At 51.9% G+C, this 17,569-nt stretch carries 18 protein-coding genes and 2 pseudogenes; 13 read left to right on the top strand and 7 right to left on the bottom strand.

Features of this window, described 5'->3' with window-relative positions; genetic code table 11:
- Positions 1 to 111: 111 nt before the first annotated feature.
- Positions 112 to 435, bottom strand: coding sequence for a hypothetical protein (locus E3U44_RS01895; RefSeq protein WP_134356411.1), 324 nt, complete (start codon positions 433 to 435; stop codon positions 112 to 114).
- A 1,084-nt stretch (positions 436 to 1,519) separates the two neighbouring features.
- Here E3U44_RS01895 and E3U44_RS01900 point away from each other — a divergent pair.
- The 3 genes and pseudogenes from E3U44_RS01900 to E3U44_RS01910 all read left to right on the top strand — a co-directional run.
- On the top strand, positions 1,520 to 1,771 hold the full coding sequence (locus tag E3U44_RS01900; RefSeq protein ID WP_134356412.1) for a type II toxin-antitoxin system HicA family toxin: 252 nt from the start codon (positions 1,520 to 1,522) through the stop codon (positions 1,769 to 1,771).
- A gap of 2 nt (positions 1,772 to 1,773) precedes the next feature.
- Positions 1,774 to 1,986 carry a type II toxin-antitoxin system HicB family antitoxin gene (locus tag E3U44_RS01905; RefSeq protein WP_134356413.1) on the top strand — a complete coding sequence of 71 codons (213 nt, stop codon included), beginning with the start codon at positions 1,774 to 1,776 and terminating at the stop codon, positions 1,984 to 1,986.
- A 169-nt stretch (positions 1,987 to 2,155) separates the two neighbouring features.
- A pseudogene (locus tag E3U44_RS01910) lies at positions 2,156 to 2,323 on the top strand (IS481 family transposase); the annotation flags it as partial.
- A 108-nt stretch (positions 2,324 to 2,431) separates the two neighbouring features.
- On the opposite strand, the gene E3U44_RS01915 reads toward E3U44_RS01910, so the two are convergent.
- Together E3U44_RS01915 and E3U44_RS20490 are read right to left on the bottom strand one after the other, a co-directional pair.
- Entirely contained in the window at positions 2,432 to 3,376 is a 945-nt protein-coding gene (locus E3U44_RS01915; RefSeq protein ID WP_134356414.1) for a COG2958 family protein, read from the bottom strand.
- Positions 3,377 to 3,412: 36 nt separating this feature from the next.
- Positions 3,413 to 3,797, bottom strand: a pseudogene (locus E3U44_RS20490) (type I restriction enzyme endonuclease domain-containing protein); the annotation flags it as partial.
- 323 nt (positions 3,798 to 4,120) lie between these two features.
- Here E3U44_RS20490 and E3U44_RS01925 point away from each other — a divergent pair.
- From E3U44_RS01925 to sppA, 6 genes are all read left to right on the top strand, one after another.
- On the top strand, positions 4,121 to 4,825 hold the full coding sequence (locus tag E3U44_RS01925; protein WP_134356415.1) for an ABC transporter permease: 705 nt from the start codon (positions 4,121 to 4,123) through the stop codon (positions 4,823 to 4,825).
- 44 nt (positions 4,826 to 4,869) lie between these two features.
- Positions 4,870 to 5,553 carry an ATP-binding cassette domain-containing protein gene (locus E3U44_RS01930; protein WP_240761688.1) on the top strand — a complete coding sequence of 228 codons (684 nt, stop codon included), beginning with the start codon at positions 4,870 to 4,872 and terminating at the stop codon, positions 5,551 to 5,553.
- Entirely contained in the window at positions 5,529 to 5,849 is a 321-nt protein-coding gene (locus tag E3U44_RS19800; protein ID WP_240761689.1) for a substrate-binding domain-containing protein, read from the top strand. Before E3U44_RS01930 ends, E3U44_RS19800 begins: the two co-directional genes overlap by 25 nt.
- Positions 5,774 to 6,370, top strand: a complete 597-nt coding sequence (locus E3U44_RS01935) for an ABC transporter substrate-binding protein (protein WP_240761690.1) — start codon at positions 5,774 to 5,776, stop codon at positions 6,368 to 6,370. Before E3U44_RS19800 ends, E3U44_RS01935 begins: the two co-directional genes overlap by 76 nt.
- A gap of 65 nt (positions 6,371 to 6,435) precedes the next feature.
- The gene (rluC, locus tag E3U44_RS01940; protein WP_134356417.1) at positions 6,436 to 7,404 is read left to right on the top strand and encodes a 23S rRNA pseudouridine(955/2504/2580) synthase RluC; all 969 of its coding nucleotides are present in this window, start codon (positions 6,436 to 6,438) and stop codon (positions 7,402 to 7,404) included.
- Between the two features lie 78 nt (positions 7,405 to 7,482).
- Positions 7,483 to 8,460, top strand: a complete 978-nt coding sequence (sppA, locus tag E3U44_RS01945; protein ID WP_134356418.1) for a signal peptide peptidase SppA — start codon at positions 7,483 to 7,485, stop codon at positions 8,458 to 8,460.
- Positions 8,461 to 8,561: 101 nt separating this feature from the next.
- On the opposite strand, the gene E3U44_RS01950 is transcribed toward sppA, so the two are convergent.
- Entirely contained in the window at positions 8,562 to 9,827 is a 1,266-nt protein-coding gene (locus E3U44_RS01950; protein ID WP_134356419.1) for a 6-phosphofructokinase, read from the bottom strand.
- 270 nt (positions 9,828 to 10,097) lie between these two features.
- On the opposite strand from E3U44_RS01950, the gene E3U44_RS01955 reads away from it, so the two are divergent.
- Genes E3U44_RS01955 through E3U44_RS01965 form a run of 3 tightly spaced genes read left to right on the top strand, consistent with a single transcriptional unit; the run spans position 10,098 to position 11,990 of the window.
- Positions 10,098 to 10,751, top strand: a complete 654-nt coding sequence (locus E3U44_RS01955) for an adenylate kinase (protein ID WP_134356420.1) — start codon at positions 10,098 to 10,100, stop codon at positions 10,749 to 10,751.
- Between the two features lie 10 nt (positions 10,752 to 10,761).
- A complete protein-coding gene (locus tag E3U44_RS01960; RefSeq protein ID WP_134356421.1) occupies positions 10,762 to 11,643 on the top strand; it encodes a PfkB family carbohydrate kinase in 882 nt (293 codons plus the stop codon).
- Positions 11,640 to 11,990, top strand: a complete 351-nt coding sequence (locus E3U44_RS01965; protein ID WP_134356422.1) for a Rieske (2Fe-2S) protein — start codon at positions 11,640 to 11,642, stop codon at positions 11,988 to 11,990. The genes E3U44_RS01960 and E3U44_RS01965 overlap by 4 nt, the downstream gene beginning before the upstream one ends.
- Before the next feature lie 14 nt (positions 11,991 to 12,004).
- Here E3U44_RS01965 and argJ read toward each other — a convergent pair whose 3' ends face one another.
- From argJ to E3U44_RS01980, 3 genes are all read right to left on the bottom strand, one after another.
- A complete protein-coding gene (gene argJ, locus E3U44_RS01970) occupies positions 12,005 to 13,222 on the bottom strand; it encodes a bifunctional glutamate N-acetyltransferase/amino-acid acetyltransferase ArgJ (RefSeq protein ID WP_134356423.1) in 1,218 nt (405 codons plus the stop codon).
- 12 nt (positions 13,223 to 13,234) lie between these two features.
- A complete protein-coding gene (gene secA, locus E3U44_RS01975; RefSeq protein ID WP_134356424.1) occupies positions 13,235 to 15,961 on the bottom strand; it encodes a preprotein translocase subunit SecA in 2,727 nt (908 codons plus the stop codon).
- A 176-nt stretch (positions 15,962 to 16,137) separates the two neighbouring features.
- Positions 16,138 to 16,947, bottom strand: a complete 810-nt coding sequence (locus E3U44_RS01980; RefSeq protein WP_240761691.1) for a M23 family metallopeptidase — start codon at positions 16,945 to 16,947, stop codon at positions 16,138 to 16,140.
- Positions 16,948 to 17,037: 90 nt separating this feature from the next.
- On the opposite strand from E3U44_RS01980, the gene E3U44_RS01985 reads away from it, so the two are divergent.
- A complete protein-coding gene (locus tag E3U44_RS01985) occupies positions 17,038 to 17,568 on the top strand; it encodes a DUF721 domain-containing protein (RefSeq protein WP_240761692.1) in 531 nt (176 codons plus the stop codon).
- The last annotated feature ends 1 nt before the right edge of the window (position 17,569 follow it).

The raw sequence follows: 17,569 nt of genomic DNA on the forward strand, positions 1-17,569 counted from the left end.
ATGGATACGGTTTTAATAATTTCCATTAAGTTTGGATAAGATAAGCATGCCTATAAGTGTTTGTTATGTAAACCTTGATTAAGGTTTATTAATGTTGGGTATTTTTATGGACTACCCCCTCCTAAGGGGAAGGTCATACGTTCGAATCGTATCCGGGGCGCCAATTTTAATCCGTGAAATCAATAACTTACATACTCTCCCTCCTTCTGAAACTTCTCTTTCACCAACAGCGTGACCAGATCGTGGCGCGCCTGCTGGCGGGTTTTTGTCTGCCTTGAACTCAGCCGCCTTCCGAATCCAGTTCCTGAACGCCGCCTCCCAATCGCTGAACAGCGACTCCTTGGCCTGGTGGTAATCGCGGAATTTCTCGCACTCCTGCGCCAGATCGATGTTCGGGTCCTTTTCCTCTCCCCAAGCCAAGAGCTTTTCGGTCATACCAATTTTATGTGATTTTGCATTGTATAGATTCAACTTAAACAACCATTTGAGGCCTTAATAAATTGCATTCTTTAATTAAATTGGTATCAGACGGAATCCATTGATTGGGCTTTTACACGATTTCTATCTGGGGGGAAGGTCTGTTTTTTGGCCGGCGTCTCTTGGTGGATATATCTACTGCGCTTAGTCCGAACGATACTCATGACCCTTCACTGCCCGGTTAAACCCGGCCCCTTGCCACATCATTCGGCATGCTGGAGCGTGAGGCGAACATCGTTGCCAACCTGCCGGTTCAGCACGGCAAGAATGCCCCCTAAAGTTGGATATTAGTACGGTTCTAAAAAACCACAAAGAAAGCTGTTGAAAAAATGAACTGATGTGCATATTTGCCCAAAATAATATGGACTATCAGAATGGGTAATTATTTGATGTAAGGGTAGAAATAGGTGTTGGCCAGTAGCCGATTGCGTGTAACAAGACACAGCTTAGTCAGTCTATTTCATATTATGTTTAAGGTCAAAGATGAAGTGCTGGATCTGTGGTGACAACGCTCAAACCGGTGAGCACCTGATTAAGGCGTCTGACATGCGCTCAAGGCCATGTTCGCCAAAGCCAGCCAGTTTATAGGCATTCGGTATCCCGGCGGAACGTCCCGGTCAAAGGAATTAATACCAATTTCATGTAATTTTGCATTGTATAAGTTCAGTCTAAACAATCACTTGAAGCCTTAATAGATTGCACTCTTTGATTAAATTGGTATAACGTGGACATATTGAAGTCCGGTGCTCTCCTTTGCGCTCGGTGTAACAATCAGCGAACCCAACCGTATGATCGCTCATGGGAAACCCTTTCCGCGTATTTGCGGTCGAAGCCACAAATTCGTGGCCGCGACCGCATTGATCTTGGTAAGGTTTTCCCCGGCGCAGTTCACAAATCAATGCTTCATGTGCAAAGGAATACGATCTTGAGCCTAACAAGGCGCTTGCACTCAGACCCAATAAAGCACCGCTTCTTCGTCGCTATACTTTATTGGTCCGGTGAAGCGCAACGTTATGCGCCTGTAAGAAATTAAAGACACGGCATGGGCAAACATGAAAAGGTGATGGAGAAAATCCTCCAAGGTGCGTCGGATTCGAATATCGGATTCGATGATATTCGGAGCATGCTACTTTATCTTGGATTTGAGGAGCGAATTCGTGGGAGCCATCATCTCTATCGGAGAAAAGGAATTGAAGAAAAAATAAACCTTCAGCGAGCGGGCAATAAGGCGAAATCCTATCAGGTAAAGCAGGTTCGTGAGGTCATCCTAAAATATCACTTGGCAGGTAAATAGTAATGTATAAATATGAGATAATTATTTATTGGAGCGACGAAGATCAGGCATTTCTTGCGGAAGTGCCAGAGTTGCCTGGTTGCAAGGCGCATGGAGACTCGCCCGACCAGGCGTTGGCAAATGCACAGGAAGCTATGCAACTTTGGCTTGATACGGCTCGGGAATTCGGAGATTCGATTCCAGAACCCAAAGGCCGTCGGCTTATCTATGCGTAGAGCGCATAACCCAGCGTTCAAGTGGATCTCGCTGACGCTCGGCCACTTAAACCGTGTGCTGGAGTATGTGAAACAAGCAGTGGTGAATTTGGCCATCGAAAACCCGGCGCTGGGCCAGCGACGTGCCTCGGTCCAGGAGGGGCTGGTGCTGACCGAAACCAAAGACGAACAGGATATTCCTCTGTTGCGGGTACTCACTGACCGGGGAACGGAATATTGCGGGAAGGTGGAAAGCCACGCCTACCCGCTTTATCTGGCAGTGGAAAACATCGACCACAGCAAAACCAAGGCACGGCATCCACAGACGAGTGTCTGTCAGATTAAGTCTAAGTTTTACATAACTCTCCAGTTCCCACACCATCCGGCATGCGAGTCCGCGTCGAGAAGGCGATGAGCGTATGCCTTTAGATGTAAAACTTTAGATCACATATTTCTACAGTTAATTCTACGGCACATCCCAGTCAGAAACGCGCACATCCCCCGTTTGATAAAATTGGCGGATCAGTTTGATGTACGCCATAAAGTCCTTGTTCTCTGCCGCCAATCTATTGGCGGTATGCCAGTCCACTTCTGATCTTTCGTTGGCCGGGATCATGACTTGGCTTTCGGCGGGATTATCGGCATCCAGTCGAATAAAACCGATTCCATGCAAACTGGAGAGCATGCGCAGTTCTTTTAGGGTCTCGGCCCCCTCAATTTCGCTGGCTACGAGATACCCTAAATTCGCCCAGGAAGAATTACTGACCGTTTGAAAGAAAACCTCGCGGACATTGGAGCGGTTAATCAAGATTTTGACCTCGAAAGACCAAAGCTTGGTCTTCTTATCGGCATATTGCTGCACGCAGTCCCTGATTTCACGATTCCAGTCGGCGCTTAAATCCTCCATCCCCACCAGATCGGGATAAAGCCACTTGTTACCCCCGGGTCCACGGGCATTCGACGACCGTTTTTCATCAATGCGCTTACTGTATATCTCCAGCTCTGACCACAAAAATTCAGACAGCAGGGGGTAGAGATCTTGCTCTTTAATCGGTGTGTTTTTTTCTGAAGCAACGGTATCAATCCGCTCGGGTATTTCAGCGTTCTCGATTTCGTCCGAATCACTTTTCTCCGTGAAATAATATTTCCGGGGACGCCCTTCAGTGGTTTTGATTTGCGGGTATTTCTTTTGCAGGCGGGGACGTTGGGAGCCGATTTCGGCAACAATTTGGTTAAGAAGGGCTGCCTGAGTATCCAGGGGGATAGCAGTGGCTCTCGATCGTTTCTGCTTCTCGCGGCATTCTGTCGGATAGGTTTCTATTACCCATTCCGCAATTTGGCGCGCAGTAAATTTTTCTTCTGGCTTCTGAGCCAGAAAATTAACGACCGTTTTTGCCAGATTAAGCGCCATGAAAATAATCCTGCGGTTAATAAAGGGTCATTGTAATTATGCCGCCCACTTTTCCGAGAGCACCTCCGCCTGCTGCAATACCGTCTGCACAGCAGCAGCTTCTAGGTCCGGGGGATAACCATATTCACGCAGGATACTTTTACCAAGACCCGTATGCGGGCACGGGCCATTTCGCGGTGCATCCAGTCAATACTGACGTTGCTTTTGACCTGCTTCAGAAGCTCATGGGCAATGAGGCGAAGCTGCTTGTCTCCCATTACTGTAACGGCACTCTCGTTCTCCGCCAGGGCATCGTAGAAAGCGATTTCTTCCGGTGATAGCCCTTGTCCCCTTGTTGGCGGGCGGCGCGAATAGCCTTCGCCAAGGCAATCAGCTCCTGGATTACCTGGGCGTAGGATATGATATTTGATGCTCTATGGTACAATTATCATATGACTGCGTACGCAACCTCTTTAGACGGCCAGTTTTAACTACGAGAATAAGCGGTGTATACTTGGGGCTTGGCGCGCGTATCCCACGTCGATGTCCAGCCTGCCAGACAGGCGTAAATAAATAACGAGGGATTCTTTGCTTATCAGCTTGGCAATGGGCGCCCCTGTGGGATAAGCCGTCCGTATGTGGGGTCTCTTGATTACCATAAATGACCGCTTCTTTTGGGGTTAGGTCTGAAAAAGCCACCTGCTTTAGCAGGTCGGTCGTTTACTTAGCGGATCTTTGGGTATAACCGCGCTCGCCCATTCAGTGATGAACACCCTTGGTCTCGCCTTCCAGCAGGCGATCGACATGATTAGCCGCGGCGACCCGGAACTGGTGAAAATCGTCTTACTGAGCCTGCGGGTAAGCCTAACAGCCACCTTGATCGCTAGCATGATCGCGCTTCCCATCGGTGCAGCGACTGCAGTGGCCAAATTTCCCGGTCGACAGGTGCTGATTGTGATATTTAATGCGCTGATGGGATTACCGCCGGTGGTGATCGGATTATTAGTCTACTTGCTGCTGTCACGCGCCGGGCCGCTCGGCAACTACGGCCTGTTGTTCACGCCTACGGCGATGATCATTGCCCAGACCATGCTTATCGTGCCCATTGTCGCGGCCCTGTCGCGCCAAATGATTGAGGATGCCTGGAGCGAATACTCGGAGCAACTACGTTCCCTCGGCGTGGGCCTTGCCCGATCTGCACTCACGCTGCTGTGGGACACCCGCTTCTCACTGGTGACCGTCGTGCTGGCGGGCTTTGGGCGGGCAGCGGCTGAAGTGGGGGCAGTGATGATTGTCGGCGGAAATATCGCCGGTGTGACCCGGGTCATGACCACGGCCATCGCTCTGGAAACCAACAAGGGCAATTTGCCTCTGGCACTGGGTTTAGGCATCGTGCTGATGTCCCTGGTGGTGCTGCTCAACGCCGCCGCCTATGGCGTGAAGCGAATCGCCCAGCAGCGGTACGGATAGTCATGAGGTACCCCGGAACGCTACTGCCCTTGCAGCTCGACGGCGTGGCCTTCACTGCCGGTGGCCGAACCATCCTCGAAGGCATCACCGCACGCATTGAAGCTGGGCCGCGAACGGTCATCTTAGGCCCTAATGGCGCGGGAAAAAGCGTGCTCATGCGAGTGTGCCACGGGCTCCTGGCGCCGACGGCAGGGGCGGTAAAATGGAACGCTCCCGACCGACCGGGCAGGCGCCGTCAGGCGATGGTATTCCAGCGTCCAGTGATGCTACGGCGCTCCGCCTGGGGAAATATCATCTATGCACTAAAGCTTGCGGGGGTAGCAAGAAAAGACCGGAAGCGGCGTGCCCAGGCAGCGCTGGAGCGGGTCGGGCTGAGCCGTCTGGCCCAAAGTCAGGCGCGGGTGCTTTCCGTCGGCGAGCAGCAGCGGCTGGCGCTAGCGCGGGCATGGGCAATGCAACCGGAAGTGCTGTTTCTAGACGAACCGACGGCGGGCCTCGATCCGACGGCGACCGGCGAAGTGCATCGGATCATCCAGGCGATTCACGACGCCGGCACCAAAATCGTCATGACAACCCACAATCTGAGTCTGGCGAAATATTTCGCCGACGAGATATTGTTCTTGAACGAAGGCCAGCTGCTAGAGCAGGCGTCGGCCGAGCGCTTTTTCACCCAACCAGCTTCGGCCAAGGCCCAGGCCTTCCTTTGCGGAGAACTGCTATGGCACTGACTGGAAAACTTCTCTTTGCGGCGGCGCTGACCCTCTTTCTAACGACCCATGCAATAGCTGCGGGCAAGTTCATCACGGTGGCCTCGACCACCTCCACCGAGAATTCGGGACTGTTCAAGGAAATCCTTCCCAAGTTCAAGCAGAAGACCGGCATCACTGTGCGGGTGGTGGCCCAAGGGACGGGACAGCACTGGACACCGGCCGGCGCTGTGACGCCGACGTGGTATTTGTCCACGATCCGGCTTCGGAAGAGAAATTCGTTACCGAAGACCATGGCGTCAAACGCCACAGGGTAATGTACAATGATTTCGTCTTGGTGGGGCCGAAATCCGATCCGGCCGGTGTTGCCGACGGCAAGAACATCACCGCAGCATTGAAAAAGATCGCCAAGGCTAAGGCACCGTTTGCCTCCCGCGGTGACAACAGCGGCACCCACAAAGCGGAGCGGCGCCTGTGGCAGGCGGCCAAAGTGGACCTAGAAAACGCCCAGGGTCCCTGGTACCGGGAGATGGGCTCCGGAATGGGCGCGACACTCAACACCGCAGCACAGATGAATGCCTATGTCCTCACCGATCGGGGAACTTGGCTTTCGTTCAAAAACCCTGCGGATTTGACCATTCTGGTCGAGGGCGATGAGCGCCTATTCAATCCCTACAGCGTCATCCTGGTGAACCCAACGAAATGCCCCAACGTGAAAAAGGACCTGGGGCAGGCGTTCATCGACTGGCTGGTATCGCCCCAGGGCCAGAAGGCCATCGGCGCGTACCAGATCGGCGGCAAGCAACTTTTCTTTCCTAACGCGAATGCGAATAGCTGAATTAGGTTCTCCCCTCACCTATCAGCATTTAGGGGCAACTTAGCAAATCTGCGATAAACTGGGATATGAACAGCAAGGAACAATCATTGGCGCCCCGCGTCCGCCTAGTGGAAATACAACTGGAGCAGGCGGGTCAACGGATCGACAACTTTTTACTTTCCCAACTCAAGGGCGTTCCCAAGAGTCGGATCTATCGTTGCCTGCGCCGAGGAGAAGTTCGAGTCAATAAATCCCGCGTCGCTAGCAGTTACCGCCTAAAGCAGGGGGACCAAGTCAGAATTCCTCCACTACGGGTGTCTCATCCCGCCGTTAAGGAACCCGTGGCCCCTTCCCTCTTGCATCTCATTGGGAATAGCTTGTTATATGAGGATAGACATTTGCTCATTCTCAACAAACCGGCTGGAATCGCGGTCCACAGTGGTAGCAGTGTAAGCTATGGGGTCATTGAGGTATTGCGGCGCTTGCGCCCAGAGGCCCCTTTTCTGGAGCTAGTCCATCGTTTAGACCGGGAAACCTCAGGTTGCCTCATGGTCGCCAAAACCCGAAGCACCCTGTTGGCACTACAGTCGATGCAACGGGAACAGCTTATCCATAAGCACTACCTTGCCCTTGTCAAAGGGAGCTGGCCAAAGAATATCCGCCAAGTAAACTTGCCCCTGTTAAAGAATATCTTACAGTCTGGAGAACGAGTTGTTAAGGTGAGCGCCACCGGAAAACCGGCTTCCAGCCATTTCCACCCCAAACAGCCCCATAAGGAAGCGACGCTCATGGAGATCACCTTGGAAACCGGCCGCACCCATCAGATCCGGGTACATGCCGCCCATCTCGGTCATCCCCTTGGGGGCGATGAAAAATATGGTGATCCTGCATTCAACAAGTGGCTACGAAACTTAGGACTGCGCCGATTGTTTCTCCACGCTGACCAGCTAAGCTTTACGTTACCCAAAGGAGAAAAATTACTCAAGATAGCCGCGCCACTGCCCGAGGAATTAAGCACTGTACTCACAGCATGTGCCCACAAAATTTTAAACTAAAAGGTAGCAGCTCGCATAACCTGCCCTTTGGTAGCGTTAATCCGTTATTATTAGCCAGACTTTGCTTATGGAGGCCCAATGTCAGAACAAGATCCTTCTACTACCGATCTCGACAAAAAACAGGAAACGCAGCTCGGCTGGGAACGAGAGGTTCTAGAACGTCTGGCTTTTAGCGCTCTCAAAGAGCAGCGGCGGGCGCGTCGTTGGAATATCTTTTTTAAGATACTGTTTGCCGGTTATTTACTGATTTTCCTATTACTCTATTTACCCAATGGCCTCAGTGCGCCAGGAATGACCACAGCACATACGGCCTTAGTAGAGGTGGATGGACTCATTAGTGCCGATTCTTTCGCTAGCGCCGAAAACATTAAAAAGGGACTACAAGCCGCCTTTGAGAACGAACATATCACTGGATTAATTCTGCGCATCAATAGCCCTGGCGGCAGCCCGGTCCAAGCAGGCTACATCAATGATGAAATTCACCGGTTGCGTCAGGAACACCCCAATATTCCTATCTACGCTGTTATCACCGACGTTTGTGCCTCCGGAGGATATTACATTGCCGTAGCGGCCAATCAAATTTACGCGGACAAAGCAAGTATCGTGGGTTCTATCGGCGCCTTGATCAATGGCTTCGGCTTTGTTGACGCTATGGAAAAACTGGGGATAGAGCGGCGCCTATTCACAGCAGGTGACTATAAAGGCTTCCTTGATCCCTTTTCACCTATCAAGGAGTCCGAAGCCCAGCATATCCAAAAAATGCTAGAAAGCATCCATAAGCAATTCATTCAAATTGTAAAAGACGGCCGCGGAGACCGCCTCAAGGACGATCCCTCCCTGTTCAGCGGTCTGGTATGGACGGGTGAACAGGCCCTTGACCTTGGTCTGATCGATGGCTTGGGAAGTAGCGATTATGTGGCTAGAGAGATTGTAGGCGCGGAAAAAATCGTTAATTACACCCCCACGCCTGGATTCCTAGAGCGCTTTTCTGCCCAGCTTGGAGCCACCTTAACTGAGATGCTCTCCGGCTTCAACCTCGCTGCTAATATGAGATAGCCCCCAGGGAGAAGAAAGAAGAATAGTGATATGCAGGCTATCCCAGTCTACCCGGAAGCGACTCCTAAGCCCCGATGTAGACTGGGGGTCACCTTAGCTCCTCAGCGCAAGGTAAAGGACTCCTTGAGTTTCTTCTCAACGGGAGCATTTTTAAGCTGGACGTAGACGGGTAACCCATTCTTATAGGGGGGATAATCTTCACCCTGGATCAAGGGGGTAAGATAGCTTCGAGCCTCTTCTGTAATCCCAAACCCCTCCTGGGTAATAAAGTTTCGAGGGAGATCTTTCTCCACATTGGCCACATCCTTAAGGGGCGCTGAGCCAATCTCCCACCGATAGGGATCAGAGGACTTTCGGATAATAGTCGGCATCACCGCATTTTCACCCCTGACAGCAAATTCTACCGCCGCCTTACCCACTGCATAGGCTTGCTCTACATCCACCTGGGAAGCAATATGTCGCGCTGCCCGCTGGAGATAGTCGGCAACAGCCCAATGATACTTGTAACCCAATTTTTCTCGCACTATTTGCGCAATCAAAGGAGCTAAACCGCCAAGTTGGGCATGACCAAAGGCATCCCGAGTCCCTGTTTCAGACAGAAATTGACCTTCCTTATTGCGTACTCCTTCCGAGGCGACAATCACACAGTAACCGTAGTCTTTGACGCTGGCATCCACCTTTTGAAGGAATCGCTCCTGCTCAAAGGGGATCTCAGGAAACAGAATGATATGGGGCGCATCCCCTTCCTGCTCCGCCGCCAAGCCTCCCGCAGCGGCGATCCAACCCGCATGGCGTCCCATCACTTCAAGGATGAAAACTTTGGTCGAAGTCCGCGCCATGGACACCACATCCAGAGCCGCTTCCCGCACCGAGACTGCCACGTATTTTGCCACGGACCCAAACCCCGGACAGTTATCAGTGATAGGCAAGTCATTATCTACTGTCTTGGGAACCCCAATACAAGTGATGTGATATCCCAGCTGATCGCCAAGTTGCGATACCTTATGGGCTGTATCCTGAGAGTCGCCGCCGCCATTATAGAAGAAATAACCGATATCGTGGGCCTTGAACACTTCAATCAAACGTTCATATTCGGCTTTGTTCTCTTCAAGCCCTTTGAGCTTATAGCGACAAGAGCCAAAAGCGCCCCCTGGAGTATGCCGTAAAGCAGCAATAGCGCTATCACTCTCCTGGCTGGTGTCGATAAGATCTTCGGTTAAAGCGCCAATAATGCCGTTACGCCCTGCATAGACTTTCCCAATAACCTCTGAATGCTGTCGCGCGGTCTCAATGACACCGCAGGCAGAAGCGTTGATAACAGCGGTAACCCCACCAGATTGGGCATAAAATGCATTTTTTTTGGCCATACTATTCTCCATTATTGCTTAACTAAAGAAAATTTTTTACAAGATTAAGGGAGTGGCAAACATTCACCACCAAGGACACCCCTATTAGACCCAATGAGCCCTTGACCCCCATCGGGCTGCCGTAACGCCAGGGCTAATTGACTCCCTTAGCCTAGCAAGGTAGCGTAACAGCCTTTTGAGTCCTAGCCCGAGTACAGCATCGTCGGGATAGAATAGCAACGGATCACTTCGGTATACACTCGATATAGGTCATTTTGAGGCAAAATCATTATGAGAACAGTGTTACTTGGCGCCCCAGGTTCTGGAAAAGGCACCCAAGGTGAACTTCTATCCCAGAAATATGGGATTCCTCAAATCTCTACCGGAGATTTATTGCGTGCTGCTGTGGCTGCCGGTAGCGAGTTAGGAAAAAAAGCCAAAGCGGCTATGGATGCGGGAAAATTAGTCTCTGATGAAATCGTTATCGGCATTATCCGTGAACGGCTCACCCAGCCTGACGCTGCCAAGGGCTATATCCTCGACGGGTTCCCTCGGAATTTGGCCCAGGCCCAGGCCCTTGATGAGATGCTCGCTGCGCTTGGACAGCCCTTAGAAGCAGTGATCCTGCTTGATGTGGACTTCGAGGTACTCATAAAACGGCTGACGGGACGTCGCACCTGCCAGGTTTGTGGGGCCATCTATAATATTTATTTTTCACCACCCCAGGAGGACCAGCGTTGCGATAAATGCGGCAGCGACCAACTTATTCAACGCTCCGATGATAACGAAGAGACTATTGCCAATCGCTTACAAGTTTACCAGTCCCAGACCGCGCCGTTGGTGGATTATTATGAGGCTCAAGGCAAACTCCATAAGGTCAATGGAACAGACGAGGTCACAGAAGTCGCCAAGCACATTGGCCAAATCCTAGAAACTGCGATGTAATTATTGCCCTATGGCCAAAATACTGGGCATTGGGATCGCCACTGTGGACATCATTAATACCGTGGAGGATTATCCAGCGGAAAATGATGAAATCAGGGCTTTCTCACAACGCCGCTGCCGCGGTGGAAATTGTGCCAATACCCTCACCGTCCTCCAACAACTAGGCCATGAGTGTACGTTTGCGGGGATCTTGGCAGAGGAACCCGCTGGGCAATTCATTACTCAAGAGTTAAAACAACAGGGCATTAATATGGATTATTGCCGTACCGTGACAGGAAAAACCCCCACTTCCTATGTCATCTTGAGCCGTGCCACCGGCAGTCGAACTATCGTCCACTATCGGGATCTCCCAGAATTTAGCTTTGCTGATTTTGCCAACATAGATCTCTCTCCCTTCGACTGGCTCCACTTGGAGGGCCGTAATGTGGCAGAAACCGCCCGGATGCTCGCTCTTGTCCGGGAACGATTTCCCTCCCTCCCCTGGTCGGTAGAGATTGAAAAGCCAAGACCCGGGATTGAAAGCCTTTTTGAGGAAGCCGCTGTTTTATTGTTTTCCCGCCATTATGTGACCTATCATGGCTACTCAAAGGCCCAAGCTTTCCTTCAGAAATGGCACACCACTTTACCTGACACCGAAAAAATTTGTGTTTGGGGGGAAGCAGGAGCCTATGCCATCGACGAGGGGGGGAAAATACATCACGCACCGGCTTTTTTTCCCCCACAAGTGGTAGATACTCTGGGGGCGGGAGATACTTTTAACGCTGGCTTCCTTGACGCCCGTCTTCGCCACCGCTCCCTCTCTGAAAGCCTGACCTTCGGTTGTCAACTGGCCGGCCGCAAATGTGGCCAGCAGGGGTTCGATGGCCTAGGCTCACGGGAATCGGGACCATGACCGGGGCTTCCGCTATGTTTTTATGCCATCTGGAAGAACTGCCAGAATACGGCACCCGCGGCTTTACTATCGGCCAGCAGGAAATATTCGTCATCCGCCAAGCCACCCAAATCTGGGCCTACATGAACCGCTGCCCCCATACTGGAGTGACCCTCAATTGGGTGCCCGATCAATTCCTCGATTGGGAAGGCCGATACGTCCAATGTGCCACCCATGGAGCTTTATTCCGATTTGAGGATGGCCTTTGTCTTGCCGGTCCCTGCCCTGGAACTCATTTAGAACCGGTGCCCCTTAACCTAATAGACAATAAAATCTATCTTACCAATCCCGGAAAAATACGGTCCTAGGTATATTTTTCCCATCAACTGCGATATTCGGCGTTAATCTTCACATAATCAAAGGACAGATCGCAGGTCCATATTTGCGCGCAGGAATCTCCCCGGCCCAATTCCACCCCTATGGTGATTTCATCCCGCTCCATGACGGCTCGGCCTTGTTCCTCGGTGTAATCAGGATGAGGAATTCCCTTATCCACCACACCAACTTCGCTTAAATAAAGAGACACTCCCGTTATTTCAAGATCAGGCACCCCACTACGCCCGATGGCGGCTAGAATCCGACCCCAATTGGGATCACTGGCAAAGCAGGCCGTCTTGACCAAGGGAGACTGGGCAATGGCATACGCCACCTGCTCACATTCTTGGATATTACCCCCACCGGCCACCTTAACGGCAATAAACTTGGTAGCGCCTTCCCCATCGCGAATAATGGCCTGGGCCAAGTGCAAGCAAACCTCACTGACCGCCTGCTGCAAGGCAGCAAAATCTGAGTCCTCGGCTGCTCTTATGGAAACCCCACTTTTCCCGGTAGCCAGCAGGACGCAAGCATCATTGGTAGAGGTATCACCATCAACCGTAATGCGGTTAAAACTCTCCGCCACCGCCTTAGTCAAGCAAAGCTGCAAGACCTCCTGGGGAACCTGGGCATCGGTCGCCAGGAAAACTAGCATGGTGGCCATATCTGGCCGGATCATACCCGACCCCTTGGCAATTCCCGTGACCGTCACTGGGTGCCCCTGGCACGTAAAGCTCACAGAGAGGCCTTTAGGCACGGTATCCGTGGTCATTATGGCCCGAGCCGCCTCCTCCCACCCGGTCGACGAGCGCGCCTCCCAAGCTTGGGGTAGTGCCCCCCGGACAAGAGGCACCGGCAGCGGTTCACCAATTACCCCGGTGGAAAAGGGTAGGACAGCCCTTGGTGCTACCCCAGCCAGCTCGGCCAGGGTAGTGCAGCAAGCTTCAGCATCCATGATACCTTGAGCACCGGTACCTGCATTGGCATTACCCGCATTAATCAGCAGCAGGCGTGGAGAGTTCTTGGCCAAATGGCGACGGGCTACAACTACAGGTGCAGCGCAAAAAGCATTGCGAGTAAAAACAGCGGCACAGGTACTGCCCTCAATGGCCTCGATCACCGCCAAGTCGAGACGATCCCGATAGCGAATGCCAGCAGCCACCGTTCCCAGCTTAACTCCCGCTACCGGCAATAGTTCCGGCAAATGCTCAAGACCAACAACCATAAGCTTTCTTTATTAATTCAGTTTGCCGTGGCAATGTTTGTATTTCTTCCCTGAGCCGCAAGGGCAAGGCTCGTTACGACCAACTTTCCGACCTTCTCTAACATAGGGAGCTTTGGACTCGGATGTCTCGGATCCCGCCCTTGGGGCCTCCGCTTCGCCAGCGCCACCTGCCATCGCACTGGCAGCCGCATGCTGGTATTCTACCGCGCTAGTGGCACGACGCTGATGTTCTACAGCTTCCACATCGGACTCGGTACGCACCTGTACTTTGGATAGGAGCGTAATCACATCATATTTGATCCGCTCCAACATTTCTTGAAACAATTCAAAGGCTTCACGCTTGAACTCCTGCTTGGGGTTCTTTTGGGCATAACCGCGCAAATGAATGCCCTGGCGCAGGTGGTCCATCATGGCAAGGTGCTCCTTCCACTGGGAATCCAGCACCTGCAGCATGGCGGCCTTTTCAAAGTGACGCAGCACTTCAGGGCTGACTAATTTCTCCTTTTCCTTATAGGCGGTTTCCATTGCTTCAAGGATGCGTTCCCGCAAAGTCTCCTCATGGAGGTCTTCATCAGCTTCCAGCCAACCCTCAATATCAAGCTGAAGACCAAATTCACTTGCCAAGGCTTCCTGCAATCCATGGACATCCCACTGCTCGTCAATGCTTCCCGGGGGGATGTGCTGGCTGAATACCGAGTCGATCACGCTCTGGCGAATACTTTGGACCATCTCCGAAATATCGTCCGTCGCCATCAACTCGTTGCGTTGCTCATAGACCACTTTACGTTGGTCATTGGCCACATCATCGAACTCTAGCAATTGCTTACGGATATCGAAGTTATGGCCCTCAACCTTACGTTGCGCATTTTCGATAGCACGGGTGACCCATGGATGCTCAATAGCCTCGCCTTCTTCCATGCCTAGCTTTTGCATCAAGCCAGAGATCCGTTCTGAGGCGAAAATACGCATCAAATTATCTTCTAGTGATAGGTAAAAGCGGCTAGAACCCGGGTCCCCTTGGCGCCCGGAACGCCCTCGAAGCTGATTATCAATACGGCGGGATTCATGGCGTTCAGTGCCAATGATATGTAGTCCCCCAGCCGCTACGACCTCCTCGTGGCGTTCCTGCCAAATCCGCCGCAGCTCTTCTTTCTTTGCTTTATCTGCACCCTCATCTAGCGCCGCTAACTCCGCTTCCAAGCTACCACCAAGCACTATATCGGTACCGCGACCCGCCATGTTCGTGGCAATGGTAACCGTACCAGGCCGACCGGCCTGGGCAATAATTTGCGCCTCTTTCTCATGAAATTTAGCATTGAGCACTTGGTGCTCGATATTCTCTTTTTTGAGTAATTTTGAAAGATGTTCGGAAGCCTCAATGGAGGTGGTCCCGACCAGTACCGGCTGGCCCCGGGAGCGGCAGTCCTTAATATCTTCAGTAATCGCCTGGAATTTTTCTGCTGTAGTCAAATAAACCTTATCCCCATGGTCAACCCGCACCATGGGAAGATGGGTGGGGACGACCACCACTTCTAGGCCATAAATCTGCTGAAATTCGTAAGCCTCGGTATCCGCCGTCCCCGTCATCCCGGCCAATTTGTCATAGAGGCGGAAATAATTTTGGAAGGTAATCGAGGCCAAGGTCTGGTTCTCGCTTTGGATCGCCACCTCTTCTTTGGCCTCTACCGCTTGATGGAGTCCTTCCGACCACCGCCGACCAGGCATGGTGCGGCCCGTAAACTCATCCACAATCACCACTTGATTATCCTTAACGATATAATCGACATCCCTGTGAAAGAGCACATGGGCCCGCAAGGCTGCGTTTAGATGATGCATCAAGCCAATATTGGAGGCATCGTAGAGGCTTTCTCCTTCTTTCATTAAGCCTGATTCGAACATGATCTGTTCCACATGCTCATGCCCCGCCTCAGTGAGATAGACTTGGCGCACCTTTTCATCCACCGTGTAATCCCCCGGCCCCTCTTCCCTTTCTTGTTTGCTGAGTTGGGGGATAAAGGCGTCGATTCGCCGATAAAGCTCAGAACTCTGCTCGGCAGCGCCGGAGATAATCAGCGGTGTGCGCGCTTCATCAATCAAGATAGAGTCCACCTCATCGACAATGGCATAGTACATCTCCCGCTGCACCTTTTCCTCCAAACTAAAGGCCATATTGTCGCGTAGGTAGTCAAAGCCAAATTCGTTATTGGTCCCATAAGTGATATCTGCAGCGTAGGCGGCTCTTCGGGCGATGGGATCCATGTTGGCAACAATAGCCCCCGTGGAAATCCCCAGAAACTGATATAACGGCCCCATCCATTGGGCATCGCGCTGGGCCAGGTAGTCATTCACAGTCACCACATGGACTCCTTTGCCGGGCAGGGCATTAAGGTAGGCAGCCAGGGTGGCAACGAGAGTCTTGCCCTCACCGGTACGCATCTCGGCAATTTTGCCCTCGTGGAGTACGATGCCTCCCAAAAGCTGGACATCAAAGTGACGCATGCTGAGGACTCGCTTGCCTGCTTCTCGGACTACAGCAAAAGCCTCAGGAAGGAGGTCATCCAAATCTTCACCTGCAGCAAGCCGGTTCCGGAACTCGTCGGTTTTAGCCTGCAACTGTCCATCGCTTAGGGCCGCGATATCCTGCTCTAAGGCATTAATCTGCGCCACAACTTTGTTCATGCTCCGCAACAAGCGATCATTGCGGCTGCCAAATACCTTGCTGAGTAAATTCGTTACCATAGCTGTTGAGTGGAGTTGGTCCTAGGATTGAAGATGGGTATTGAATTTCGATATTAAGCGGCAATGGGGCTTAACACCAACACCGGGCAGAAGATTGGCCGAGAAACTGCCCTGTTACCCTCATCATAAAATATTTAATTATAACAGACACAAGTGAGAGGGCGGGGGGCCAATGTCTAACTCCCCTTGGCTGTCCCGACAAATCGGAGGGGATCAACAGTGCGCCCCTCGTGCAAAACTTCAAGATGGACATGAGGGCCCGTTGAGCGGCCACTAGAACCCATGACGGCGATAGGTTGCCCTTTGACGATACTTTCCCCCACCTGCACTAGATTCTTCTGATTGTGGGCATAGCGAGTCACGTAGCCATTGCCGTGATCGACTTCGACCATCTTTCCGTACCCGGAGCGTTCCCCCACCCAGGTCACAATACCCGCTGCTACCGCCATAATCTCCGTGCCGGCTTTACTAGCAAAATCAACGCCATTATGGAATTCCCTCCGACCATTAAAGGGATCGGTACGATACCCATATTTAGAAGAAAGCCACCCCTGGCGCACGGGGCGACCCGCTGGCAGCGCCGCTTGTCGCATCCCCCGTTCCACCAAGACCGTCTCTAATAGACTCAATTGCTGCCGACGATCAGCCATCTCTTGCTCTAATTGTCCCAAAGTCGCTAGAAAATCGTTCAACTTCAAGCTTTCTTCTATCTGGGGCAATTCTGGCCCCCCCATGGCAGGTGGATTAGTAAAATCAAACTCTCCTTCCTCCAGGTCCGCATGTACGATGAGACGTTGTCCCAGCGCATTTAGGCGGACCAAATCTGCTTGGAGGTGTCCAACCCGTTGAGCAAGCGTACCAAGACCCTCTTCAGCCTGATGCAGGGTGGTCGATAATACTACCTGTTGCTGCTCCAATGTCGCTTGCCAATCTTCAGCCAAGGTCTTCATCTGAGCCAGAGATTGTTGCTGTGCGACAAATTGCATCTTTACGCCTAGGCAGTAGGCCCCATAGACTATCAGCAATATACATATCAACATTAAACATAAATATATAGAGAGGGCACCCCCTCCCAGATGGATACAATTGCGGCTTTTCGAGGCTTTGGGAAGAATGATAATCTCCATTACCTTACCTTTAGTATCAATCTAGGAATCCTCACTATGCAAGTTACCCAATCAATTGGCAAATTACTTGACACCACCGAAGGGAACTTGCAGCGCTTGCTTGCCCGAGCCAAAGCATTACAACAACTCACTGTTGAGGTACGGCAGTGCCTCCCAAAAGCCCTCTCCCCTCACTGTCTCGTCGCCAATATTCGAGATCACCGCCTCATTATCCATACTGATACCGCAGCTCGAGCCAACCTCCTGCGCTATTACACGCCAAGTATTATTAAACATCTACAACAACACCAGGAATTGCGCAACCTTCGCAAGGTGACGGTAAAGGTGCGTCCCCCCCACCTTCTTACCACTTCCTCCCAAGCACAGCGTCCCGTCCTCTCCCCCGCCAATGGGGCTTTGCTCCGCAATATAGCCAGCGGAATGAAAGATCCTCACCTCAAATCGGCTTTTTTGCGCTTGTCCCGTCGCACTAATCCTTGAG

The sequence above is a fragment of the Nitrosococcus wardiae genome, assembly GCF_004421105.1.
Taxonomy (GTDB): Bacteria; Pseudomonadota; Gammaproteobacteria; order Nitrosococcales; family Nitrosococcaceae; genus Nitrosococcus; species Nitrosococcus wardiae.